Below are 25,251 nucleotides of genomic sequence, written 5' to 3'. Positions count from 1 at the left end.
GCCTCACCCTCCGATCCGGCTCGGACCAGGCGGAGCGGCGCCGGGCGCACCAAGCGGGTGCCGAAATGCCTGCCTGATGAGGGCTTGCGCCAGGACGCCCGCAAACAGCGTGTTCGTCGTGGCGTATCGCCACCACATCCGCCCAGGCTCCTGATAGATGCGGTACAGCCATTCGAGGCCGAGCCTCTGTATCTGGACCGGCGCGCGCCGAACGGTGCCTGCTAGAATATCGAATGCACCACCGACGCCCATGATAAAAGGTACGCCGAGATCATCGCGGTGAGCGGCGAGAAAGCGCTCTTTCCGGGGGGTCGGCATGCCGATGAAGAGACAATCGGCCCCGCTGGATTGGATGTCCCGGACGACATCACTCTCCTGCTCGCGTTTGAAGTAGCCGTCGTGCCAGCCCGCAAAGACAAGTGAAGGATGCCTCTCGCGCGCGCCTTGCATCGCCTGCTGCAGTACGGCGGGAGTGGCTCCCAGGAAATAGGGCTTGAAGCCTTCATGCGCACATACCGCGAGCAACTCGGCGAGGAGATCCACACCCGCGACCCGCGACGTCGCCGGAAGCCCCAGTGCTCGAGCGCCCCAAACAATCCCCATGCCGTCGATGCCGACAACATCGCTGTTGGCCACATCGGCCGCGAGCACGGGATCGGATCGCATATTGACGAATTTGGCGACGTTCAGCGCCACATGTTGCAGCCGTCGCCGGCTGTGCATGGCCCCGCGCGCCAGATCGACGGTTTCCGCCATTGTCAACAGGTCGATGGGGCATCCCAGAAATGAGGCGCGCATTGGAACCTATCTCCTAGAAAATTCCACCCGGTTTAAGTTTGCATTTAAGATTATTATCGAGATAATACGCAAGCAACATTTAATTGCAAGGTTTAAATCGAGCGGACCTCGCCGCACCCTCGCAAAATACGAGGCCGTCGCGCAAACTGGCGGGCAGAAAATCTAACATGAATTAAATAGAGGAATTAACTGATGATTTCGGTCATTATTCCCCACCTCAACCAGCCTGGTGCTCTGGAAGCCTGTTTGCACAGCCTGGACGCACAGACCCTGACGCGTGACGCATTTGAGATCATCGTGGTGGACAACGGCTCGGCAACGCCCCCAATGGACGTCGTTGCGGCTCATCCTGGTGTGCGGCTGCAGCACGAACCGCATCCAGGACCCGGCCCGGCGCGAAATGCAGGCGTCGCTGCTGCCAACGGCGAGATCCTTGCCTTCATCGACGCCGATTGTAGGGCCCATCAGGATTGGCTGAGCAGCGTGGTGAAATGGTCTCGCTTGTCACCGGCTGGCACCGTTCTCGGGGGCGACGTTCGCATTTGGCGGCCGGAAAATGCGAAGCTTGACGCCATTGCGGCTTACGAAAGCGTCTTCGCTTATCGTTTCAAGCTCTATATCGAGCGCCACGGTTATTCCGGCACTGGCAATATGGCGGTGTTTCGCCGCGACTTCGATCGCGTCGGCCCTTTCGCTGGCATTGAAGTCGCCGAAGATATGGAGTGGGGGGAGCGTGCGCTGCGGGCCGGACTTCGATTTCGATACACCCCTGAGATGATCGTCTTCCATCCGGCCCGGGGCTCTCTCCAGGAGCTCTACGCCAAATGGGACCGACACATCGCGCACTATCGCAACATGGCGGAAGGTAAACCCATTTGGCAATTGCGCTGGATCGCGCAAGCTTTGCTCGTCCTCGCGTCACTCGCGCCAAACGCCGTGACTGTGCTCACCAGCGACCGCCTACACGGTAGCGGCGTCCGCCTCAAAGCTATTGCCGTATTGTGTGCTGTCCGAGCGCACCGCGCCATGACGATGCTCTCGCACCTACGAGGGCGCCGAGCAGTCGCCTGGAACCGTTAGCGAAACGCCAATTCTGTCAGGCGCCGCCAAAGGCACAATTGTGGGTCAGCTCCTGCAGGTCGGTACGCCGGCCGAATGACCACAGGATCCAACCCAGCTCGTAACTGCGGCACTCAAGCCGAACTTCCACGTTAGTGTCTTCGATCAGCCGCGGCCCTTTTCCGAGCCAGGCGTTCTTGAGCGCGCGCAATACCCGGGGCGCCCTCGTTGTCAATTCACCTTTGCGAACCTGCGAGCGGAGGGTCAGGTTGAGTTCAGGCACGAGCATGGCTCGGCCCAGTTGGTTCTGGCCGAGTACCCAGTTGAATCCCTTGACCAGGGCGTCCCGCGATCCCCTCAGGCCAAAGCTCTCTGCCCATTCCAGCAGTGCCGGAGCCATTCCATACTGATGGACAGAATAGACTTCGTAAAAATCAAGGACGCGACCGTTCAGCGCGTCGAAAAACCAAGGCCATTCGCCCTGTGGACCTTGAAGCGCTATCAGATTGCGCACACAAGTATCGGCCATGACAAGCGCGGAAGCATCGCCAGCGAATTCACCATATTGATAACAGGCGATCGAGAGATAGGTCTGCGTTGCAAATGACGAGAAACGGCGCCGAAAGCCGAACGGTGCATCGAAAAACAATCCCGATTCGCTGTGCAAGCGTTCCTTCAAAAACCGATATAGCGGCATGGCGTAGCGCCACCATTCGTTCTCGCCCGCCCTCGCCTGAGCCACGATCCCCGTGAGCAGCATGCCAAGATCCTGCGCACGGAAAGCCCTCCACCGGGACTCATCGGCAAGAATGGCTCTTAGCTGGTGTTTGACCGGCTCCGGTATTTCGACGCCGAGCTCGGCGGCGCTCCATAGCGCCATACCGAAGGCGTACTTGCGCACCGGGAGCCTCGTGAGTAACAGAACATTGCGATGGAATATTTCCGGCAGATCAATACCACTTGGAATTCCAGCGACGCGCGACATCCCGAGTAAAACGTTGAGAGTATAGAATACGTCGCTGTTGGGTACCGACTCATTGGGCGAAGAACGTCCATCAAGATGGTAAATGTGGGACCACCGACGATGTTCAGGTAGCCAACAACGTTCCAGCCCGTTGAGCGCATAGTTCACGAGCGGTGAATTTTGCGAGAGCTTGCCCGCCGCTGTGGGCACTAGGAGCTTCGCCCCAAAATTCGGACTAATGATCATGGTCATCGCCATTCCAAGCTGGGTTAGTATTCACGAATGCTTTCATCCAATCCGCGCAGCAATGGATAGAGGAAATAGGAGATCACGGTGCGCTTGCCAGCTTTCAGTTCGGCCGTCACCGCCATACCCGGAATCAGTTGAATGCGCTCAGCCGGCAGCCGAAGGTGCGTGTCCGACAAATCGACCAGTACGCGGTAATAGGGAGCTGACGCGCGGCGCGCACCTTCGGCCTTCGGGTCCGGCGAGAACGTGTCCTGACTGATGATGCGGACTTCCCCCGTTGCAGTTCCATATTTCTGGAAAGGAAACGCTTCGAACTTGATCCGGACCGCTTGTCCAAGCGCCACCTGACCGATATCCCGACCCTCGACGTTGACCTCCGCCTGAAGAGGCACGTCACGCGGAACCAGGACAAACAGCGTTTCCGCTTCGCGAACCACCGAGCCGACTGTCCGGTTTGCGATATCCAGCACCACGGCATCTGCCGGCGCCTGCAGGACGACCAACTGTCGACGAAGCTCGGCTTTCTTCAATTCCTCTGCTGCACCATTGCGCTTCGGTAGCGTCTCCGCCACTTCCTGATAAGTGGCGCGACGAAACTCCTCGACGAAGACCTTCTGGTCAGCGCGGGCCTTGTCCAGCCGATGGGTCGTATCGGCGATACTGCCACGAACGCGCGCCAGATTGCTCTCAACTTCGAGCCGTGCATCGCGAGACAGTAGAAAATTCAGCCTCGAACCGACCTCTTTGTCCATCAGCGTGGTGCGCATGGCTTCAATAGAACGCATCGTATCGAGTCGCTGAAGGAGAACCGCCTCTTCGTCCTGCGCTGTCTTCAGATTGGCTCGAGCGGAAGCGATCTGTGCGTCGTAGTTCTGGATCTGCGCCTCATAGGCGGCTCTCCTCTGCAAGAACAACTTGCCCTGCAGGATTTGGTCCGCATTTGTGAGCTCCTTGGCGGCATACTCCGTTCCATTCAATTCGGCGCCAAGGCGATCGATCGACGCATCGAAACCAGCCACCTTCCCGCGCAATTGATCGAAATCAGCCTGCGAGAAGGTCGGATCGAGCGTAGCCAGAACGTCGCCGCGGTTGACGCGATCACCGGCCTTGACGTGGATCTCGCGTATGACCGACGTTTCCAACGGCTGTACGACCAGGTTTGGACGTGTCGTGGTCAATTTCCCCTGCGCCGTGACGATCGTCTCCACTTGCGAAACGGATGCCCAGGTGACCGCGAAGGCAATTAGCCCAAGCACGCCGTAGAGGGTAAGGCGCGCGAGCCGCGGCGGCGCTTGGTGCTCGACTTCGGTTGCATCGGACTGGAACTCGGCGATCACAGGCGCCTGTCTTGGCACTGGCCTGAATAGCTTCCGCCGTCGCTCGACCGTCCTGGCCGGGACCAGATCGTTCCTGTTCGCGTCCGTCCGTGTTTGCCTTGGCTCCATCATGCAATCTGTTTCATCTGCTGGTTCCACAAATGCCTGTAGATGGTGCATTTCGACAGGAGGTGGTCGTGGCGATCCACGTCAACGATTCGGCCGCGGTCCATCACCAGGATCTGGCTTGCTTCGGTCAGCATGGACAGCCGATGCGAGACAATGATGACGGTACGTCCCGCCGCCAAACGGCGGAGATTGCGCTTGATGATCATTTCGCTTTCGGAATCGAGGGCACTCGTCGCTTCATCGAAAATCATGATCCGTGGATTGACGATCAGAGCCCTCGCAATCGAGAGCCGCTGCTTCTGCCCGCCGGACAGGTTCGAGGCATCTTCCTCAAGCATGGTATCGAAGCCACGGGGCAACCGCTCGATGAACTCATCGGCGCCTGCGAGCTGCGCCGCAGCGACGACTTCGGCAAATGTCGCGTCCCGTTTCACGCAGGCGATATTGTCGCGAACCGTCCCTCGAAACAGGAAATTATCCTGCAAGACGATTCCGAGGTTTCGGCGCAGGTGTGCCAGGTCGAGCTCCCTCGAATCGTAACCGTCGATACGGAGCAGCCCCTGCTGCACCGGATACATGCCCGAAATCAGCCTTGTGAGCGTCGTCTTGCCGGAGCCGCTTCGGCCCACGATCCCGAAGATCGAACCTGGCTCGACGGTGAAGGAGACATCATCGAGCGCCGGCTCTCCCTCAGCTCCGTAGCGAAAGGAAACATTCTCGAACTCGATTTTGCCGGCGATATCGGGGCGCAGCCCATCTTTCTTGCCGTCACGCTCAGGCTTCTGATTCATCACCTCGCCGAGCATTTTCACGGCAAGAGCAACTTCCTGGTATTCGTGCACCATGGTCACGAGTTGGACCAGTGGTCCGGAGACCCTGCCGGCCAACATGTTAAAGGCGACCAGCGCGCCGATTGTCATTTCTCCAGCGAAGACATCGAGGGCTCCGACAGCGATGATCCCAATCGTCATGATCTTCTCGAGAAATCCGGTGAGCGCTTGGGCACCGGCGGAAATCTTCTCGACACCGAATCGCATGGTAATCGACTGTGCACAGCGGCTATCCCAGATCCTGCCCTGCACGGGCTCCATCCCCAGCGACTTCACCGTGCGCATACCGTGAACTGTTTCGACGAGGAGAGCCTGCCGCGCACCTTCCGCCTGGTAAAGATCGTAGAGACGTCGCCTGAAAGGACCCATGAGCAGGCCGACAACAGCGCCGCTCGCGGCAGTGAAGGCCAGAACCATGAGCGTCAACTTCACGCTGTAGAGCGCAAGTACCGGCAGGAAGACGAATAGCGAAAGCGCGTCCAGGGTGGTTAAGAATAGTCGACCGGTCAGAAACTCACGGATTCGCGCCGCCTGCTGCATGTGCTTGACCAAGACCCCCGCTGCCATGTGCTCGAAGAAGGTGACCGGCAGCCCGAGGAGATGACCGAACGTCTTTGTAGCAACTCGAATGTCGACCTTATTAGTCGCATAAAGCAGCAAGTAGCGCCGCAGAAAGCCGAATATCGTGTCAAAGACGAGTGCTGCGGCCGCCCCTGCCGCGAGTACGTAGAGCGTGGTGAAGCTCTCGTGAACCAGAACTTTGTCGATGACGAGCTGGAAAAAGATCGGGATGACGAGTCCCAGCGCATAGAGCAGGATGGCCGCAATCGCGACGTCCCTGAACAGTCGCCATTGAAGAAGCAATTCCGGCACGAACCACCGGAGGCCGAAAGTCCTGGGAGCCTCCCGTGTCAACTGCTCGCGCTTGATCAGGATGATGTCCCCGGCCCATTGGGCACAGAATCGGTCTCGGTCAACAACCAAGACCTCGTCCTTGCGGTCGGCGAGCGGGTCGAAGACGCTGACGACCTCAGTGCCCTCAGCTCCCAATCCTGCACCCAGGACAACGATCCAGTTGCCATTGGCGAGCCGCGTCAGCGCCGGATAGGCTTCTCCGAGACGGATCAGCGCACCCCACTCCATTTTCGTGCTTCTCGCGCGCAGACCTGCATCCTTGGCCATGCGCAACAGAAGGTTCAACGAGAGCGGAGCGGCTACGGCATAGGCGTGCTTTAGACGCTCGACCGCCAGGTCGACGCCGTGATGACCGGCAATCTTGGACAGGCACTCCAATGCCGTCTGCGTCGCCAATCCAGGCGGGTCCACAACCAGGCCTTTCGCGCCACCAGCGGCGTCGATTTCACCGGAAGTTCGAAGAGACATTATGGGACCGTGGCGTGCTGGGCGCGAGCGCATCGCGTACGACCGACGCACCGTTGTGCGACTCAGCTGGCTGACCTCGCCGGACTACGCCCGCGTCGACCAACCCCTGAAGCGCCTTCTGCATCACATCGACCGAATTGGCGAAGGATTCGACCGAAAAGATCAGCCGCTGAGAAAACACGCGTTTCGGGACATTGTTGGCGTCACGCTCCGTCGGTGAAAGACTGACCAGATCGATGCGGACGATAGTTCCGCTGACGGTAATTTCTTCGATTCCGTCTGTATATAGTTCGGCGTGCATCTGGTGTCTCCTATGCTGCGAGCTGCTGCCTGAAAACCACGTCAACGCCGTAGCTCGTTGCGTTGTAAGTGTTGGTCGGAAACAGACTATCCGTCCCGTACGCAAAGACACCGTTGCCGTTGATCGATGCCGAGGATGGGGCCGTCAGAGGGCCGTTGGTAATTGCGTTGGCGAGGAGGCCCGGATCGGATGCATAATTCCCGGCGGTGTGATAGGAGGCGACGTAGGTCGTTCCCGGCATGATCGTCACGGGCGTGGCAAAATTGACCTGCTGCCAGCCGTCGGCCGTTTCGCTGGTAAAGGTCGCAGTTGCCAGCAAATTTCCGGTGCTGCTCCAAAGATCCGCAACGTGGGTGCCCGTGTTGGATGGCCCCTTGTAAAAACGAATGCCGACAACATCGCCTGGCGCAGACGTCTGAAATTTGACGCCAAGTTCCACTGACTGTGGATCATTCGCCGTCACAATGCTGGGCTCATCACTTGCGCTGAACAGGCGCACAGTCGTCGAAGACGGAGCGGTCACATTGAGAGAGACGGATGTACTGGCGGTGCCACCATGGCCGTCGGAGATGCTATAGTTGAAGGACGCCGTTCCCGTGTAACCGGTCGTCGGAGTGAAGATCACGCTGTTGCTTTGGGCGTTGAAGTTGGCGACGCCATTCACACCGCCGCTCGCGCCCGTGATCGTGAGCGTACCGCCATCGGGATCGGTGTCGTTGGCAAGCAGTACCGAGGCCGGGATCGCGAAGGGGACGCTCTGCGTGGCATAGAGGCCACTGTCGTTCGCAGCGACTGGTAACTGGTTGGCGCCGCCGCTCGAGCTGTTGAACACGACATCCACCCAGTAGTTGCTTGAGTTATAGCTGCTGGTCGGGAACAGATTGGTTGTTCCGTAGGTGTAGACGCCATTGATGCTCGCCGGAGCCGTGAGCGGACCGTTGGTGCGAGCAGCGTTGAAGTAGCTGGTGGTGGAGGCATAGTGGCCGTTGCTGTGAAAGCTCGCGACGTAGGTGGTGCCAGCCGCGATAGACACGGGACTGCTGAACGTGAGGGTCTGCCAACCGCTGCCGCTCTCGTTGGTGAAAGTTGCGCTCGCCAGTAGCGTGCCGGTGCTGCTCCACAACGAGCCCGTATGAGTACCGAGGTCATTTGCACTCTTGAAGTACTTGATACCGCTGATCGTGCCTGCCACAGACGACGTGAATTTCATCCCGAGGTTGACTTGGGAGGTATCCGAATTCGACCGTATCGCCGGGGTATCTGAGATCGAGAACAGGCTCACCGTTGAAGGAACTGGCGACACTGCGATATCGAATGTCTCACTGCCAGTGAGGTTACCAAGATCAGCAGCAGAGACCGTAACGGTGAGCGTACCAAGGTCCGCAGACGTCGGCGTGCCGCTAAAGGTGCGGGTCGACGCATTGAACGCGAGCCAGGCGGGAAGGGTTGAGCCGCCCGCGGTGTAGGTGAGCGAGTCGCCGGAATCGATGTCCGTGAAGGTGCCGGCGGGCAGCGTCAGCGAGAACGCCGAGCCAACGGTCGCAGCCTGGCTGGCGGTCTGAATCGCCAGCACCGGTGCGTCGTTGGCGCCATGAATGGTGACAGTGAGCGTGGCCGACGACGGGACGCCCACAGAGTCCCGCATCGTATAGCTAAAGACATCTGTCAACGTATTGGTCGGCAGCCGCAGGGCCTGCACAGCTACATCGTTCTCGTTCAGCGCGTAAGTGAAGGCACCCGACGGGTTGAGCATCAAGGTGCCGTGCGCGCCCGCGAGAGCTGAACCGGGTGTGACGTTGGTCGAGCCGAAGCTGACTGCAGTGACAGTCTTGGTGTCACCGGCATCGGGATCGATATCGTTGGCCAGAACATTGCCGATGGCCGCTATGCCGCCCGTGCCGTTGTTTACGCCACCCTTCTCGGTCGCATCAGCGGCATCCGCGGCCGCGGTTGGCGGCGTATTTGTGGCCGAGGAGGAGCCGTTGAAGACGACGTCGACCCAGTAATTGGAGGATCTGAAGGTATTCGTCGGGAACGCGCTTCCGGATCCGTAGATATAGACACCATTGCCGCTAGCCGGAGCCGTCAACTGGCCGTTGGCAAGCGATGTCGCGAAATAGTTCTGGGTACCGGAATAATTGCCGTTGGTGTAATAGGACGCGACGTAGGTGGTGTCTGCCGTGATGGCCACGGGATTGGAGAAATTGACCTGCTGCCAGCCGCTGGCCGTCTCGTTCGTGAATGTAGCAGTTGCAAGCAGGGTTCCGGTCGAGCTCCAGAGATCCGCAATATGGGGGCCGGTATTCAACGATCCCTTGTAGAAGCGCAGGCCGGTTATTGTCCCGTTCACGGATGCGGTAAACTTGACGCCGACTTCGACGGGGCTGGTATCGCCGGAATTGGCGACGTTTGGCGCATCGCTGGTGCCGAACAGGCTCTGCGCGGAGACAGGATAGTTGACCTTGAGCGACACCTGGCCGGACCCGCTTTGGCCGCTCGTGTCCGTGATCGTGTAGGTGAAACTCGCCGCCCCGGCATAGCCATTGGTGGGGGTAAAGGTCACGGTCTGGTTCTGCAAATTGTAGCTTACGCTTCCATTGGAAGGGCTACTGACGCTGGTAAGCGAGAAAGCCAACCCGGACGCGTTGGTGTCGTTCGCGAGCAGCGCTGATGCCGGAAGGTTCAGCACACCATTTTGGCTAACCGTGAAGCCGCTGTCGGCGTTAGCTTGTGGCACACTGGTGGCGGAGGAGCCGTTGAAGACGACATCGATCCAGTAATTGGAGGATTTGAAGGTACTCGTCGGGAACGCGCTTCCAGATCCGTAGCTATAGACTCCGTTGGCGCCAGCCGGAGCCGTCAACTGGCCGTTGGCAAGCGATGTCGTGAAATAGTTCTGGGTACCGGAATAATTACCGTTGGTGTGATAGGACGCGACGTAGGTTGTGCCTGCCGTGATGGCCACGGGATTGGAGAAATTGACCTGCTGCCAACCGCTGGCTGTCTCGTTCGTGAATGTAGCAGTTGCAAGCAGGGCTCCGGTCGAGCTCCAGAGATCCGCAATATGGGGGCCGTTATTTAACGATCCCTTGTAGAAGCGCAGGCCGGTTATTGTCCCGCTCACGGATGCGGTAAACTTGACGCCAACTTCGATGGGGCTGGTATCGCCGGAATTGGGGACGCTTGGCGCATCGCTGGTACCGAACAGGCTCTGCGCGGAGACAGGATAGTTAACCTTGAGCGACACTTGGCCGGACCCGCTTTGACCGCTCGTGTCCGTGATCGTGTAGGTGAAACTCGCCGCCCCGGCATAGCCAGCGGTGGGAGTAAAGGTCACGGTCTGGTTCTGCGAATTGTAGCTCACGCTTCCATTGGAAGGGCTACCGACGCTGGTAAGCGAGAAAGCCAGGCCAGACGGGTTGGTGTCGTTCGCGAGCAGCGTTGACGACGAAATGTTCAGCACACCGTTTTGGCTAACGGTGAAGCCACCATCGTCGTGAGCTTGCGGCGACGTCAGGCCTGAATCAGTGAAAACGACGTCCACCCAGTAATTCGCGGCGTCGATGGAGGAAGCATTGCTGGGGAAGATCGGGCTACTGCCATAGGCATAGACGCCGTTGAGGCTGCTACCGGGCGCGGTGAGCGCACCTTTCGTAAGACCATCATAGTCGATGAAGTAGAAGTCGGTTGAGGAATAGTGGCCGGTGTTCGTGTGATACGACGCAACATACGTGACGCCGGCCTGCACACTGACCGGCGTCGCAAAATCAACCTGCTGCCAGCCGCTCGCGGTTTCGCCGCTAAAGGTGGCGCTCGCAAGCAGCGTGCCGTTTGTGGTCCAGAGATTACCGATATGGGTACCGGTATTCTCAGGCCCCCTGTAGAAGCGAATGCCGGTGATCTTGCCCGACACGGCGGGAACGAATTTGACGCCAAGCTCAACCGCGCCGGAATCGCTGTTCGAGATCACCGCAGGCGTATCGGTTGAACTGAATAGTGTCGTGTTGGAAGATCGTGTGACCGTGTAGCTAGTGCCCGCACCGGGTGTTTGCAGGTTCAGACTGTCGTCGACCGCCCTGGATTTGAGAGAATATGTTCCCTGAGCGCCTGTGACGAACGTGTACGACCACGCCACGTTCGCCGCGCCGACATTGCTGTTGGCTGGATGCCAGGTTGTTCCACCATTCGTGGAGATTTCGACGCCGGCAATCCTTCCACCTACGTCGGTGGCCGTCCCCGTCACCGTGATCGATTGCCCCTCGACAACGCTGGTAGCCGAGAGATTGGTGATAGCGGAGCTCGGCGCCGTACGGTCGGTCGACTGGATCGCAGCCGTCAAGTTCTCCTGCAGCGTCCCCGGCTGAACCCCCATGTCGGCGAAAAGGTTAACCATCGCCTGCTGGACATTAGGGTCCACCGGAGTCGCAGGTCCGTCGTGGTCAGTAGCAAGCGCCCACGGCCAGTTGATTGATCCGGCCGAGAATATTAGTGCGCCACTGACGGGATCCCGATGCAGCACGAGATTGTGGGTCGCCGTGCCTGCTCCGAACGTATTGCCGTAATCAAGCAGATACTTTCCGTCCACATTGACTGTCGAAGATGAGACACTGACCAACCCGCCTGGACGGAATCCATTGTCCGGCGCGACGTCCCATTCAACGCCCAATAGACCAGGTACGAGCGAGGCGGTCTGTCCGGGTGCTGTTTGCGCGACGGCCGAATTGCGCCAGAAGCGCAATTGGGTCATTGAGTACGGTATCGTGATCGTATCGTATCGAAATGCGTTGACGGCGAACAATGTGCCGGTCAACTGATTCGAGGGAAGAGGCGTCGAACCGAACCGCGGGTCAGAGTAGTTGCCGGTCGCCTGTCCCGTCGGATCAATCAACGCATTTGCGTGCGTATCCTTGTAGCTGATGAGCGTGCGGTTGGCTGTTCCGCTGCCATCGATGCTGGGTGCCAGCCTTGTCTTCCAGAAGATCTCGTTGCCCGTGAGAAACGCAAGGTTCACGCCGGCATGCGCTGCCGCCTCTACGTTGGCACGCTGCGCTTCGGTCCAATACTCGTCATGCCCCGCGTCCATGAAGACTTTGTGATTGAGCAATAACGAGCCGTCTGTCGCAGCATCGATTCCGGAAATGTAAGAAACATCGTAACCGTTCTGTTCAAGCCAATAGATGGCCGCAATCTCAGCCGCGAACGGAGAGTCTCCCCCCTCGGAGAACGTACCGGTGCCGTCACGCGTCACGAGGGGGCGATTGTAGCTGACGGCGTAGGCCGATCCGTTGATGCCCGGGCCGTTTCCGAAATAAAGATTGGCGCCTCCCCAGCCGTTGTAGGCCTGCCAGTCCTCATCACTTGTCTGCAGGACGACGTCGCTGTGCGAAGCGTCGTTCCTTATGATGAACGGGATCTGGAAAATATCGGCGCCGTTTATGACGTTGGCGATGTAGACGCCCGAGGCAGCATCGGTTGGCACGCTCCAGGAATCGGTTACGCTCCAGTTGCCGGCATCGACGAGACCGGTCGACGGGTCACTTAGTGCAGCGGGTTGGACGACCGCGGCGCCCGCCTGATGCTGCAGGCTCGTAACCAGCCTGGCGCCATTGCCGCCATAATACCCCAACCGGTAAACATCGACGTGATAGTTGGGGTTGCCGGTCAGGTTGTTGATCTTGAACTGGACAGTTCCGCCGACATTGGTGCTGATTGCTGTCGCAAATCCCTGGGTCAGAGTCGAATTGTCGCCCGGCTGGATCTCCCAGACACTTCTCGGCGTGCCTGGCTTCTGGTTTTCCAGCACGATGGGATTCGTGGGTGGATCGGAGACAATGGTGCCTCCCTGCCCATCGCTTTTGAAATTCCAATTCAGGTCCATCCCCGAAAACAGCAAGGTGACATTGGCCGCACCATTGCTGAAATCGACTGTGCTAATGTTCGAGCTATTGTCGTAATGGACGGTCGCCGACATCGACGACGTGAAAGGGAGATCCTTCAAGTCGATGAGGTTGCCTGGCGAAAGCGGCGCCCCGGCCGACGAACCTGCGATTAACCCGTGGAACTTGGCCGACTGATCGAGGACAAGCGTGCCAACTCCCGTGTCGAACGATACGGTTATGCCGGAGAACGATCCATTCAAGAACTGGCCGGAAATCGAACCTCCGATCCTCAGGACCGCCTTGTCTGAAATTTCGAAAGATCCCGTACCGCTGACGTCGCCCTTGAAGTCCCCTGTCGCAATGCGGTCGCCAAGAAACGCCCCGGCTTCGACTTTCCCATTGTTCAGGACATCGCCTTCGACGATGAAGGGCGTCCCGGCACCGAACGAAAGCGTCGCACCTGTATCGAGGACCAGGCTCCCAATATCGACGCTGGCCGTGCTGGTGACGATATACGTTCCGGCTGCATCGAGCAACGCCGAGTCAATGATGCCCGGGACGCCGGCGCTCCAGCTCGTAGCGACATTCCAGATTCCGTCGCTCGGATGGGCCCAGCGGGTGGTGCCTGAGCTCGAAACCGATGATGATCTCGGCGGCGTCCCTTCGTTTGCCACAGCCGCGAACGTCGGGCCCACGCCCTGATGGCCGCTCGTCAAAGATGTCGAAGACAGCAGGGCAGACAATCGCGACTGGAAAGATGTGGAGAAGAGACCGGGCAGAACGCCGCGCAGGTCTGACGGATCGCCCGAGCCGGCCCGAGACGACGGTTGAAGGAACGGGGCCTCACCAACGAGAGGCGGCAGTGTGGATGACCAGCTTGCTAACGGATCGGCAAGCGGCCGAGCCCAGAGGTTGGGCGGTTCGAAGCCGGCGAATGCATTCCAGAACGTCCATTCCTGCGAAAGGGCGGGAATCTCCTCCCCCGGAAAAACGGCCCGAGCTCCCCGGCCGAAGTCGCTCGCCTTTTGAACCAGCATGGCCATACCAATTAAATAACCCAACCATATATATTTTAATGCTATTTTAAACCGGCCGTCAATTCAATGCGCACCTATTTAACATGATTCTAGATGTCGGCGCTGGGTAACCCTCTTGCAAAGCGAATTACGGCAGCCGCGTGATTTCGCTCAGATATTCGCCGTAGCCGCTCTTCCCGAGCGGCTGGGCCAGCGCGAGAAGTTGACCACGATTGATGAAGCCGAGTCTGAAGGCGACCTCCTCGAGACAGGCGATCTTCATTCCCTGCCGCTTTTCCAGGGTCTGCACGAACGTCCCTGCATCGATGAGTGACTCGACCGTGCCGGTATCCAGCCAGGCAAACCCCCGCCCCATGCGCTCAACGTGCAGCGCGTTGGCCGAAAGGTAGCGCATCTGAACATCGGTAATCTCGAGCTCTCCGCGCGACGACGGCTCGACGCGACGCGCGTAGCGGACAACGCAATTGTCAAAAAAATACAGCCCCGTGATTGCCCAATTCGACGCTGGGCGTTTCGGTTTCTCCTCTATCGATACCGGGCAATCCTCCTCATCAAACGCGACGACGCCGTATCGTTCGGGGTCCCGCACGTGATAGGCAAAAACCGTGGCACCCTCCTCACGTCCTGCCGCCCTGGCCAGCAGTTCGCTCAGGCCATCGCCGAAGAAGATATTATCTCCAAGCACCATCGCCACACGATCGTTTCCGATGAAATCGGCACCAACAATGAAGGCGTCCGCGAGACCGGCGGGACGGGTCTGCTCAGCGTAGCTGAGCCGAATTCCCCACTGGCTCCCGTCGCCCAGCAACCGCTCGAACTGATACCGGTCTGAAGGCGTGGTAATAATCAGAATCTCACGAATCCCTGCCAACATCAGCGTCGACAGGGGATAGTAGATCATGGGCTTGTCATAGATCGGGAGCAACTGCTTGCTGACCACGCGCGTGATCGGATAGAGGCGCGTTCCGCTGCCCCCAGCCAGCACGATTCCCTTCAGCATCGGTTTCTCCTTCTCCGACCAGCTGGTCGAGACAAGCTTCGAGTGAATGGCGCCAGGACGCCAATCGAATCCCGAACACACGTTCGGCCTTGCATGAGTCCAGGCGCGAGTTTCGAGGCCGACGCGCGGCGGTCGGATACTCTTCTGTCGTGATGGCCTCGAGCGCCGGAATTCGCGCTCCACGGCGGGCGCGTGCGCAGAAGATCGCCTGCGCAAAGTCGTACCAGCTCGTCTCGCCTCGCCCGGCGAGGTGGAAGATGCCGGCCGTGGCCCTCCGATCGTCCGTTACGGATCGGTCTACGATCCGAAGGACGGCCTCCGCGAGGTCGAATGCATAGGTGGGATTTCCAAGTTGGTCCTGAACAACCCTCACGGTTGCCTGCGTCTCACATAACCGCAGCATCGTCCGAACGAAGTTGCTGCCATAGGGACTGTAAATCCACGAGCACCTGATTACGGTCGCAAGTGGGTGCGCGGCCAATACGGCAGCTTCGCCGGCAAGCTTCGATGCGCCGTAAACATTCACCGGCGCGGGAACGTCACTTTCGTCGTACGCATCCGGTTTCGCACCGTCGAATACATAGTCGGTCGAGAGATGAATGAGTGGAATATTCATCTGCCACGCAACATCTGCTAGCGCCGCCGCGCCATCGCGGTTGATGCTGAACACTTTCGCTGCTTCAGATTCGGCCTGATCCACCGCGGTATAAGCCGCCGTATTGATGATTGCAGACGGCGCGATCGACGCGATGAGCTTGTCGATTCCCTCGCGGTTCTCCAGATCGAGCTCTCGGCGCCCGAGAGCCACCGCGGGCAGACCGCGCACCGCAGCGAGATCGCGAAGACACCTTGCCAACTGGCCATTCCGTCCGGCAATGAGGATGGGACGCTCTGACATCTTCACCTCAATGTTGGGCGGCCAGGAGACCGAGACGCGAGCCGTCATAGACACCGCAGCGCGCACGCTCCCACCACGCACGATTTTTGAAATACCATCCGACGGTTTCGGCCAGGCCCTGTTCAAAGGTTCTCGTCGGTTCCCAGCCAAGTTCGCGATGTGCCTTCGACGCGTCGATCGCATAGCGCGCATCGTGCCCCGGACGATCCGGCACGAACGCAATAAGAGATCGTCTCGCTCCTGCGCCCGGGGATAATTGATCCAGCACGTCGCAAATCCGGGTGACGACCTCCAGGTTGGATCGCTGGCCGTCTCCTCCGAAATTGTACTTTTCGCCCGGTTTCCCTTCATGCAGCAGTCTTATCAAGCCGGCGGCATGATCATCGACGTGAAGCCAGTCGCGAATATTCTTGCCGTTACCATAGACTGGCAGAGGCTTCCGGTCGATCGCATTGAGGATCGTCAGCGGGATCAGCTTTTCCGGGAATTGGTACGGGCCGTAGTTGTTCGAACAATTCGATACGATGACCGGTAGACCGTAGGTTCGAAACCACGCCAGTGCGAGGTGGTCGGAGGCGGCCTTGCTGGCCGAATACGGCGAACTCGGTCTGTAGGGCGTGTCCTCGCGAAACAAGTCGTCCGGCCCCAGCGAACCGTAAACTTCGTCTGTCGATACGTGGATGAAGCGGAATTGCTTCCGCTTCGAAGAGGGCAGACGTTCGTAGTAAGTCCTAGCGGCCTCCAGCAGCGTGTAGGTGCCGACTATATTGGTGTTGATGAAGGCATCGGGCCGGGTGATCGAACGGTCGACGTGGCTTTCGGCGGCCAGATGTATGATCGCGTCCGGCTCGTAGTCGGCAAATGCGAGATCCATAACTTCGCGATCGCAGATGTCGGACTGCAGGAACGAATAAGACTCTAGTCTCTCGACGCTCGCCAGCGAATCCAGGTTGGCTGCGTATGTCAACTTGTCGACGTTGATCACTGCGGCACCAGTCTGCAGCAACAAATGGCGACACACTGCAGAACCGATAAAGCCCGCTCCGCCGGTCACCAAGATACGCATTACGGTCGTCTCCATTACTCGAAAACGCAACCAAGCTGGTTGAGCGCAGGAAGTGTTTGATCCTTTGGCGATACTTGAGCCTCGGAGGTTGTCACGGGCCACTTGATCGCCAATGCCGGATCGGCCCAATAGATGCCGCCGTCATGGCTCGGGGCGTAGACCTGGTCGACCTTGTACAAGACGACGGTCTTGGGCTGCAGCGTACAGAAGCCGTGCGCGAACCCCTTCGGAATAAACACCTGCTCACCGCTTTCACCATCCAACTGGATTGCGATATGCTTGCCGAAGTTGGGCGATGAACGTCGGATATCAACGGCAACATCGAGAATGGCCCCGCTCAACACCCGTATGAGCTTCGCCTGGGCGAAGGGCGGGCGCTGGAAATGCAGGCCGCGCACCGTGCCGATCCGAGCTGAGCTGGACTGATTATCCTGAACGAAGTCGTGAAGGATTCCCTTTTCCGCAAAAGCTGATCGCTGGAAAGTCTCACAGAAGTAGCCGCGGCCGTCCGAAAACCGTTCCGTTCGAATGACTTTGACATCAGGGATCGCCAAGGATCGCAGTTCCAGCATCGGGTACCTCCCGCCGGCCCTCAATTGGGTCGGGTTCCATGCGGCGGACCATAATCGCTCGATGGGATTAATCGTCCGCATGCCAACCCGAGTTTAAGGTTTGTGTTATTATCGATGCAAAATGCCGACCGGACCGCAAACTTTGCCGTAACGGCCCGAAGATGCGACCCTTTCCTGATATTTTCCTTATTTTAATTAATAGATGACTTATTTAATTTGGCAAGTCAATTTTTATAAGCTAGATAATCTCCCTCACCGACCCGCACGTCCTCTTTAAACGTTGATCTGCGGGCGAACGCCTAACGTGTGACCCCACCGTCGGACAGGTACGTGATGCTCCAGAACAATCTTCAACACACGGATAGACTACGGTCGCCAGTGAACGTGCTGGCTCAACCCACCCAGGCGGACGGCGGAGGTATCAGCGACGTCATCAATTTCGGTATTGGGCTGCTACGACGCCAATATCTGATGATCCTTGTGACCGCTGGACTCGTCACCGCGGCCAGCCTGCTCTATCTCCGGTTGGTGTCTCCAACCTATACCGCGCAGGTTCAGATCCTGTTGGCCAACGCCAGGCCTCTATTTGTTCAGCAGCAATCGCTCCTTGCCGAGCCGGCTTTCGATCTCAGTCAAATCGAGACCCAGCTTCAGCTCCTGAGATCAAGGGCCACTGCGGTTGCGGTCATCGACCAGCTGAAACTGATGCACGATCCGGACTTTACCGCGTCAGGGCTGTCTCTACAGTCCCTCTGGCAGCGAATTCGATCGTGGGGCTCGGCTGGATCGAAGAAGAAGGATGGACCATCCGATTCGCCAGGCGAGCCATCGGACACGATGGTAGACGCATTTCTCAGTCGGCTTTCGGCGGGACGTGTCGGGTACAGCAACGTCATCGAGATCAACTACAGTTCAAGCAGCGCAGCCCGAGCCGCCGAGATCGTCAATGCGGTAGCCAATACGTATGTTGCCGACCAACTCAGCGCGAAATTCGAGGCCAATCGCAGAGCAACAAGCTGGTTGCAGGAGCGGCTGAGCGATCTCGGTGACCAAGCCCTCACTGCGCAGCGTGCCGTCGACGTCTACAAGACCCAGAACAATATCGTTTCCCTGGACGGAAAGCCGATCGACGAGCAGCAGATCACCGAAATCAACAATCGATTGGCTGCGGCACGCGCCCAGACCTCCGAGGCCACGGCCAAGCTGGCTCGCTATGAAACTCTGATTGCTTCCGATCCGACAAAGCCGTCCTCCATTGTTAATCTGGATGCCATCGGGACCGACGCGCTGAGCAGTCAGATCATTACGGGGCTGCGCCAGCAATATCTAGAACTCACGAGACGCGAGGCCGAGTTGACGGCCAGGGTTGGCCGCGACCACTTGGCAGTCGTCAGTGTCCGGAACCGCGCGCGGGAGTTTCGCGTCTCCATTTTCGACGAAGTCAGGAGACTTGCCGAAGTCAGCCGAAGCGAATTCGAACTCGCCAAACAACGGCAGGAAGAAATCGAAAAGCAGCTGTCCAAGGCCGTTTCGCAGTCTCGTTCGGTCAATTCTGCTGAGCTGACCATCAAGGATCTGGAAAGCCGGGCAAAGGGCTTGCGTAGCTTGTACGAGACCTTCCTGCAGCGCTACATGGGCTCCGCACAGCAGGAGACATTTTCTATCTCAGAAACGCGGGTACTTTTTCCCGCTTCGCCGCCGGCGAGCAAGAGCAAGCCGAAGACCAGGTTGGTACTGGCGCTCGGCATTTTCGGCGGTCTCGCTCTGGGCCTCGGGCTGGCGCTCCTCAGAGACCTCATGGACCGCGTGTTTCGTACCTCTTCACAACTGGAAACCGTGTTGGAATTGCCTTGCCTTTCTTTGGTCCCATTATTGCCAGCCCGCAAATCTCCGAAGCTGCCGGTTCGCTCGCAGCCAACCGATGATGATGTTCAGCAACGCATAGTTTCGTCTCTGACGGCAATTCATCGGACCGTGGTCGGGATGCCCCTATCTCGATATACCGAGGCAATTCGTTCCATCAAGCTGGCCATCGATCACAACCCGGCGAAAATCTCCTCTCAGGTCATCGGCATTACCTCGGCCCTACCGAATGAGGGGAAAACGACGATTGCAGCCTCACTCGCGCAATTGATCGGGCACACCGGCAAGAAGGCCATCATCGTCGATTGCGACCTCAGAAATCCGTCGCTTTCATCGATCTTTGCACCCAAGGCTACCAGCGGAATCATCGAAGTTGCAAACGGCAGCCGATCCCTGGCTGACACAATTTGGCGAGATCCCACGACCAACCTTGCGTTTCTTCCCTGCGTGCGGCGGGGACCCCTGCTTCACACCAGCGAGTTTCTGTGCGCCGACGATATAAGCAAGCTGTTCGACCGTTTGCGAAAAGACTATGACTACGTCATCGTCGACCTTCCTCCCCTGACCCCCTTGGTCGATGTCCGAGCCACTTCGTCTCTAATTGACTGCTACATTTTGGTCGTTGAATGGGGCCGGACCAAAATCGATGTCGTGCAGCACGCTCTGCACACCGCACCCAACGTTCACGAATCGCTGATAGGGGCAGTTCTCAGCAAAACGGATACCAAGGCAATGGCTCGATATGACGGACATCGGAGCTACTACTATCATGACAGCCACTACATCCGTTATGGCCTTTCTGGCTCTTGAGGCCTTCTCGTAGCCGCCTGCACGTTCTTCGGCCAGCGGAGTGGCCGCACCACACCATGGTGTTTACATGATTTTCCGGCTTGTCATGTTAGCCGAGTTTGTGGCGATCATCGCGGCGCTCGCAATGCCGGAAAGCCTGCAAAGCTTGGGATTGGCATCATTCATACTAGCAACAGCCGCGCTGGTTGTAGCGATCTTTCCATCCCTCGCCTCCCTCGGGCTCGCCAAGGTGCTCCGGCCTGGTGCCGTCGTTGTGCTCGCGGCTCCGGCCCTCTGGATGGCGCTACAGGCGGTGCCGATGCCTATGGACACGCTCGGCAATCCCATCTGGGCAACCGCTTCGGCGGCCCTAGGCAAACCCCTCGCCGAAACGATCACAGTCGACAAGGGGGCGACTATGCTCTCGCTCGCGCAGTATTGCGCTGTTCTCGCCGCGGCCCTCGTCACTGGGGTCATCACGCTTGACCGATATCGTGCAGCGCAAGTCCTACATATTCTACTGTCGATAGCCACGATTGCCACGGCCATATGGTTCGGCAAGACTGACGGTATCGGCGGGGCCGATGGCTCAGCCGTCGCAGTGCTCGGCGTCTTGTTCTCCTGCGCGACGGCAATACGCGCGGCCGATCAGATAGCGCGACACAGTCGGCCAGGAGCAATTGCGCCAGTTCCGCTCCTTGTTCTGTCCACCGCGACCATCGCAATGATTGTCTGCTTGGCCGCGCTGCTCGTTCGGACCAACTCCACCGCCGTCATCGCCGCCCTCCTCGGATCAGGAATCTTGCTCTCGGTGTTCGCAATTCGCAGGTGGTTCTTGGGCTTGTGGGGTACCGCCGGCGTTTTCGCAACCGCCGCAATATTCTTTGTTGCCAGCGTAACGGTCATTCCGTTTAGGACGAACACCGATGTGACGATCGCCTTGTCAACGAGCAGCCAGATCGCGACGGAACGGATGCTCCAGGACGTCAGGCCGGCGGGATCCGGTGCCGGAACTTCGACGGTCCTTTTGCCGCTTTATCGGGACATGGGAATTGGCGCCCCGCGAGAAAGGCCAACGGCTGCCGCCGCAATGGTTATAGACATGGGCTGGGCGTTCCTGTGCGGCGTTGTAGCTATAGCGATGCTCGCCGCTTGTATTCTGATCAGGCGTTCTCTTTCACGAGCTTACGACTACGTGTACCCAGCCTTGGGCGCCGGCGCTTCGATTGCACTGACAATACTGGCCTTTGCTGACCATGGAATTCTGAGTTTGGGAGCATCGCTTTTGGTCGCTGCGCTTTTTGGACTAGCGTTCGGTCAAAGCGTCTCCGGTGCGGGCCGTGAGGCAATGTCCTTGGAATCGAAAGAGGCTTCGGACCGGATGGCCGGTCCAGTTCCGGCATCTCGTCCAAGGCTCGCGCCAGCGTTTGTCACCCTTTGGCCGCGCGTTGCCCTGGCGGTGCTTGGAATAGCGCTGATCATACCGACGATATGGATGATCCTCCCTGGGTGGTATCTCGGAGGTCAGTCTTCGTTAGCGGCAGCTATTTCGGCCGCAGCAGGATGGTCGAACGAGACCTCGAAACCAGTTTCGGTTGCGGCAGCGCATGAAGACTTTTGGATCCGAGGGGAATCACGATCCAGTAAAGATCCGGCTCTCGCCGCGGACGAGCAAAAAACGGAACTTCCGGCAGCGTCGAATGCGTTTGCCCGCGCGCTACGCTCGTCGCCGCTCCGCGGCGACATTTGGCTCATGCTCGCGGCGGCGTCGAAACAGAATTCGATCCAGACGGCAGCGATGCTCAAGATGTCGTACTATACTGCGCCGAATGATCTGGATCTGCTTCCGCTAAGGCTATCCGTCGCACTCGCTACAGATGCCGTGGTACGGGAGCTTGAATTTCGAGACTTGATCAAGCGGGACGTCAGCCTCGTCGTTACGCGTCGACCTGCTATCAGACCAGCGCTTGTGGCCGCGTACCGATCAGCCTCGGCCGAGGGGAAAATCTATCTCGAGAAGCTGATTTCGGAGCTCGATCCGACCTATCTCGACAGCATGCGCGCACGGAACTCGCGGCAGGGATCTAGATAGGATCCTCCGAGCAGCGCGACATATTTAATCGCCTAAAACTAAGATTTTTTCTTGATAAATCGGTCAATTAATAATATATTAAATATTAACTAGCTGGTGTTCAGACAATGAATTTCGTGAACCGACATTTCCCCGATCGGGAGGTTACGGATCGTGTCAGTCCCGGGCCGATAGTATCCCGCCAACACAAATGGCCCCTCCGTTACGACTCGATCGAATACGTGGCGCTCTGTGCGGATGTTGCGACCATTGTTTTTGCGAGCGTCGTTTCGACGTGGCTGTGCCAAACTCAGAATGGGTGGGCTGCAGGCGACTTAAGCGACGCACTTGGCTTGGCGCTAGTAAGCGCAGCATGTCTTGTTTGTCTGTTGAAGACCCACGGCCTTTATCGGCCAGCTGAGCTTCTTGTCCTCCGAAGTCAGATGCGCGCCGTCTGGATCGCATGGGCGTCATTGTTGCTCTTGATATGGGCCGGGTGCGGCTTTGCAATTGGTCCCGGCTCTTCTCACCAAGCAGGCTCACTTTTCGCTGTCCTGGGCCTGGGCTTGCTTCTGGCCGAGCGGTGGGGAGTGAGAGCGCTTCTGGGAAGAGGCTTGAGCGGCAGAAAATTCGCCACCACAAACATTGTTGTGATCAGTGACCAGCCGCCATCGAAAGACGCCGGACTGTCTGAAACGCTGGCGATGCATGGTTATTCTGTCCGAGGCCGGTTCAGCCTGCCCCCAATCGGCTTCGGTCCTGCCTGCCGAAGGCGGCTTACGGCTCGCGTGATTGACTACATTCGCAGTTCCGAGTTCGACCAGGTGGTGGTGGAAGCGGACCCGGAACGGTGGCCCGAACTTCGGGCCTTCGTTGCCGACTTGCGGGTCTTGCCGCTACCAGTCGTGTTCGTGCCGGTCGGTACGACATCCGAACTGCTTCGACATCCTACGCGAAGTCTTGGAAGTACCGTTTGTGTTGAACTCCAGCGTGGTCCTCTTACGCCGCTGGACTGTGCGACCAAGCGAATGATTGATCTTTTCGTCGCGGGGCTCGCCTTGACGATATTTGCCCCGCTGCTTGTGATGGCCGCATTTGCGATCAAGCTGGATTCGCCCGGCCCCATATTCTTTCGACAACAACGCTGTGGTTTTAATGGCCGGATCTTCCTGATCCGTAAATTCCGGACAATGCATGTGCTTGAGGACGGGCCCGCGATCCGTCAGGCCCATCCCATCGACCGACGCGTCACCCGCGTCGGCAAATGGCTGCGTCGAACAAGCTTCGATGAACTGCCACAGCTGTTGAATGTTCTCGACGGCAGCATGTCGCTGGTGGGTCCGCGTCCTCATGCCTTGGCTCACGACGGAGAATTTGACAAGCTCGTGCGGAACTACGCCCTTCGCCGCAGGGTCAGGCCAGGATTGACCGGATGGGCCCAAGTCCATGGCTGCCGCGGTCCGACCCCCACAGCCATCACGGTCGAAACAAGAGTACAATACGATCTCTGGTACATCGACAACTGGAGCCTTCGCCTTGATCTTGTAATCCTGCTGCGAACTCCCATCGAAGTGCTGCGGGGACGCAACGCCTATTAGGCGCACAGGATCACGGCGCTGCGCCGGCCATTTGACCGCAACCATCCCATCGATCAGTGCAGATTAGGTCACGCGCGCTGACGAAGCTTCGAACTCGCATCCCCTATTCGAAAGTCCTCAATCCTACGGCCAGACTTCACGGCAGCAACCAACCACCGCGGCCGCTTGCCGCGACCCGACCAAGTCTCCGACGTCTGGGGGTTCCGGTATTTCGGCAGCACCCGCGGATACTTGCGTCTCACTTTGCCGTTCGGAGACACGCCCGACCCGCTCGCGTCCGCCAAAACAGCCATCCCGCCCCCGAGAACCGCCAAGCGCTTCTCTAGTTCGTGCTTTTCTGCCTTGATCCGATCCGATAAGATCCCACTAATTTCCTCATGGAGCGACCAGAGATCGTCAAGGGACATCGATTCTAATTCGAGTTTCTTAGCCGGCATATTTGCACCCGTAGTTGCGCCCAACTTATTATTGCCCCAGATCGGCATTAATCAAGACGGTGAACTCGATTACCCAAAGAAATATACGGAACCAAGCTTAAATTCGCGCTCCAGATAACTGCGTTGCACCAGCTAATCAAGCCGAAAAGATGAGCTATACGCACAGTTAAAACGCGGATGGGGCGAAATTCACCCCGCGAGCGGGCATGGAACCATTCAAGCGACGCCGACGTGACGAGAACCACATCAAAGTGGCCATACCGGCAAGCTGCAACGCAGTATTCTCCACGAATACGGTTGGCTTGCGGGTTTACCTTTCAATGTCCCTTAGCGCTGGTGCCTGAGCTTGACTTGGGCCTTCGGGTCTCGAATGTCCGACGGTGCAACCGGGGAGGGACGCTCCCGGTTATATCTTAAGACGCCCAGGAGGAGCACGAGTGAGTCCTCTTTTCCCGCGCTGCAGCAAATCGTTGATTGCCTTCCATTTTAGCAAAATAACCCTCGCTATAATTATTTAATTATATATTATTTATTCATTATCGCGTCAATTTAACCACTGACTTTGGTCCACGCTGACGGATGGATCAGGCGTCAGTCGAACGGTGACGAGAATGCTATGCGTCGGCAAGATCTCGAAGCCATGGATTTCGAGGAACTTTGGATGCTCCACGAAGAGCTGACGAAGATACTTGCCGAAAAGATTAAAGTCGAGAAGCAGGAGCTCGAGAAACGTCTTGCGCAACTCAACCAACCGGATCAATTCGGTCAAGCTAAAAGCGGGGCGGCCAAGGATGAAACGGACCAGCCACCGCGCCGCAAATACCCGAAGGTCGTGCCGAAATATTTCAATCCACTCCACCCCACAGAGACTTGGTCGGGACGTGGAAAACAGCCTCGCTGGCTAGTTGCCGCGCTCCAATTGGGGCACACGCTCGAAGAGTTCAGGATTCGCGAGAACGATGAATCGTCCGATCGGAATGCTGGTGGTCAAAGTCATTAGCTCCGCGCAACT

16 protein-coding genes are annotated in these 25,251 nt (G+C 58.2%); 5 read left to right on the top strand and 11 right to left on the bottom strand.

Annotated elements, in window-relative coordinates; all coding sequences use genetic code 11:
• Positions 1–3 precede the first annotated feature (3 nt).
• A complete protein-coding gene (locus GWG67_RS33660) occupies positions 4–798 on the bottom strand; it encodes a WecB/TagA/CpsF family glycosyltransferase (RefSeq protein ID WP_275173793.1) in 795 nt (264 codons plus the stop codon).
• Positions 799–990: 192 nt separating this feature from the next.
• Here GWG67_RS33660 and GWG67_RS33655 point away from each other — a divergent pair, with 192 nt between their 5' ends.
• The gene (locus GWG67_RS33655; RefSeq protein ID WP_275173792.1) at positions 991–1,878 is read left to right on the top strand and encodes a glycosyltransferase family 2 protein; all 888 of its coding nucleotides are present in this window, start codon (positions 991–993) and stop codon (positions 1,876–1,878) included.
• Between the two features lie 16 nt (positions 1,879–1,894).
• Here GWG67_RS33655 and GWG67_RS33650 read toward each other — a convergent pair whose 3' ends face one another.
• The 9 genes from GWG67_RS33650 to rfbC all read right to left on the bottom strand — a co-directional run bounded on the left by GWG67_RS33650 (position 1,895) and on the right by rfbC (position 17,481).
• Positions 1,895–3,073, bottom strand: a complete 1,179-nt coding sequence (locus GWG67_RS33650; RefSeq protein ID WP_275173791.1) for a hypothetical protein — start codon at positions 3,071–3,073, stop codon at positions 1,895–1,897.
• Positions 3,074–3,090: 17 nt separating this feature from the next.
• A complete protein-coding gene (locus GWG67_RS33645) occupies positions 3,091–4,407 on the bottom strand; it encodes an HlyD family type I secretion periplasmic adaptor subunit (RefSeq protein WP_275173790.1) in 1,317 nt (438 codons plus the stop codon).
• Positions 4,408–4,514: 107 nt separating this feature from the next.
• A complete protein-coding gene (locus GWG67_RS33640; RefSeq protein ID WP_275173789.1) occupies positions 4,515–6,656 on the bottom strand; it encodes a peptidase domain-containing ABC transporter in 2,142 nt (713 codons plus the stop codon).
• Positions 6,657–6,705: 49 nt separating this feature from the next.
• Positions 6,706–7,029, bottom strand: coding sequence for a hypothetical protein (locus GWG67_RS33635; RefSeq protein WP_275173788.1), 324 nt, complete (start codon positions 7,027–7,029; stop codon positions 6,706–6,708).
• Positions 7,030–7,039: 10 nt separating this feature from the next.
• A complete protein-coding gene (locus GWG67_RS33630; RefSeq protein WP_275173787.1) occupies positions 7,040–13,945 on the bottom strand; it encodes a DUF4082 domain-containing protein in 6,906 nt (2,301 codons plus the stop codon).
• A gap of 127 nt (positions 13,946–14,072) precedes the next feature.
• On the bottom strand, positions 14,073–14,945 hold the full coding sequence (rfbA, locus tag GWG67_RS33625) for a glucose-1-phosphate thymidylyltransferase RfbA (RefSeq protein WP_275173786.1): 873 nt from the start codon (positions 14,943–14,945) through the stop codon (positions 14,073–14,075).
• Positions 14,854–15,843, bottom strand: coding sequence for a dTDP-4-dehydrorhamnose reductase (gene rfbD, locus GWG67_RS33620; protein WP_275173785.1), 990 nt, complete (start codon positions 15,841–15,843; stop codon positions 14,854–14,856). Before rfbD ends, rfbA begins: the two co-directional genes overlap by 92 nt.
• Before the next feature lie 7 nt (positions 15,844–15,850).
• Entirely contained in the window at positions 15,851–16,909 is a 1,059-nt protein-coding gene (rfbB, locus tag GWG67_RS33615) for a dTDP-glucose 4,6-dehydratase (protein WP_275173784.1), read from the bottom strand.
• A gap of 14 nt (positions 16,910–16,923) precedes the next feature.
• Positions 16,924–17,481 (bottom strand): dTDP-4-dehydrorhamnose 3,5-epimerase, encoded by a 558-nt coding sequence (gene rfbC, locus GWG67_RS33610; protein WP_275173783.1) that lies wholly within the window; start codon positions 17,479–17,481, stop codon positions 16,924–16,926.
• A gap of 333 nt (positions 17,482–17,814) precedes the next feature.
• On the opposite strand from rfbC, the gene GWG67_RS33605 reads away from it, so the two are divergent.
• From GWG67_RS33605 to GWG67_RS33595, 3 genes are all read left to right on the top strand, one after another.
• A complete protein-coding gene (locus tag GWG67_RS33605) occupies positions 17,815–20,154 on the top strand; it encodes an AAA family ATPase (RefSeq protein WP_275173837.1) in 2,340 nt (779 codons plus the stop codon).
• A gap of 67 nt (positions 20,155–20,221) precedes the next feature.
• A complete protein-coding gene (locus GWG67_RS33600) occupies positions 20,222–22,225 on the top strand; it encodes a hypothetical protein (RefSeq protein ID WP_275173782.1) in 2,004 nt (667 codons plus the stop codon).
• 107 nt (positions 22,226–22,332) lie between these two features.
• On the top strand, positions 22,333–23,802 hold the full coding sequence (locus GWG67_RS33595) for an exopolysaccharide biosynthesis polyprenyl glycosylphosphotransferase (protein ID WP_275173781.1): 1,470 nt from the start codon (positions 22,333–22,335) through the stop codon (positions 23,800–23,802).
• A gap of 68 nt (positions 23,803–23,870) precedes the next feature.
• On the opposite strand, the gene GWG67_RS33590 is transcribed toward GWG67_RS33595, so the two are convergent.
• A complete protein-coding gene (locus GWG67_RS33590; RefSeq protein WP_275173780.1) occupies positions 23,871–24,239 on the bottom strand; it encodes an H-NS histone family protein in 369 nt (122 codons plus the stop codon).
• 616 nt (positions 24,240–24,855) lie between these two features.
• Between GWG67_RS33590 and GWG67_RS33585 the strand changes: the two genes are divergently transcribed.
• Entirely contained in the window at positions 24,856–25,239 is a 384-nt protein-coding gene (locus GWG67_RS33585; protein ID WP_275173779.1) for an H-NS histone family protein, read from the top strand.
• Positions 25,240–25,251 lie beyond the last annotated feature (12 nt).

This window comes from Bradyrhizobium sp. CSS354, assembly GCF_029051725.1.
Lineage (GTDB): Bacteria > Pseudomonadota > Alphaproteobacteria > Rhizobiales > Xanthobacteraceae > Bradyrhizobium.
The sequence above is the reverse complement of the archived record's forward strand: the minus strand, read 5'-3'. Positions and strand labels throughout refer to the sequence as shown.

Bases quoted from the DNA above. Each gene is read 5' to 3' on its own strand.
- GWG67_RS33605 (WP_275173837.1), top strand. From the start codon at position 17,815: ATGCTCCAGAACAATCTTCAACACACGGATAGACTACGGTCGCCAGTG.
- GWG67_RS33595 (WP_275173781.1), top strand. From the start codon at position 22,333: ATGAATTTCGTGAACCGACATTTCCCCGATCGGGAGGTTACGGATCGT.
- GWG67_RS33650 (WP_275173791.1), bottom strand. From the start codon at position 3,073: ATGACCATGATCATTAGTCCGAATTTTGGGGCGAAGCTCCTAGTGCCC.
- GWG67_RS33600 (WP_275173782.1), top strand. From the start codon at position 20,222: ATGATTTTCCGGCTTGTCATGTTAGCCGAGTTTGTGGCGATCATCGCG.
- GWG67_RS33590 (WP_275173780.1), bottom strand. From the start codon at position 24,239: ATGCCGGCTAAGAAACTCGAATTAGAATCGATGTCCCTTGACGATCTC.
- GWG67_RS33635 (WP_275173788.1), bottom strand. From the start codon at position 7,029: ATGCACGCCGAACTATATACAGACGGAATCGAAGAAATTACCGTCAGC.
- GWG67_RS33630 (WP_275173787.1), bottom strand. From the start codon at position 13,945: ATGCTGGTTCAAAAGGCGAGCGACTTCGGCCGGGGAGCTCGGGCCGTT.
- GWG67_RS33585 (WP_275173779.1), top strand. From the start codon at position 24,856: ATGCGTCGGCAAGATCTCGAAGCCATGGATTTCGAGGAACTTTGGATG.
- GWG67_RS33655 (WP_275173792.1), top strand. From the start codon at position 991: ATGATTTCGGTCATTATTCCCCACCTCAACCAGCCTGGTGCTCTGGAA.
- rfbC (WP_275173783.1), bottom strand. From the start codon at position 17,481: ATGCTGGAACTGCGATCCTTGGCGATCCCTGATGTCAAAGTCATTCGA.
- rfbB (WP_275173784.1), bottom strand. From the start codon at position 16,909: ATGCGTATCTTGGTGACCGGCGGAGCGGGCTTTATCGGTTCTGCAGTG.
- rfbA (WP_275173786.1), bottom strand. From the start codon at position 14,945: ATGCTGAAGGGAATCGTGCTGGCTGGGGGCAGCGGAACGCGCCTCTAT.
- GWG67_RS33660 (WP_275173793.1), bottom strand. From the start codon at position 798: ATGCGCGCCTCATTTCTGGGATGCCCCATCGACCTGTTGACAATGGCG.
- rfbD (WP_275173785.1), bottom strand. From the start codon at position 15,843: ATGTCAGAGCGTCCCATCCTCATTGCCGGACGGAATGGCCAGTTGGCA.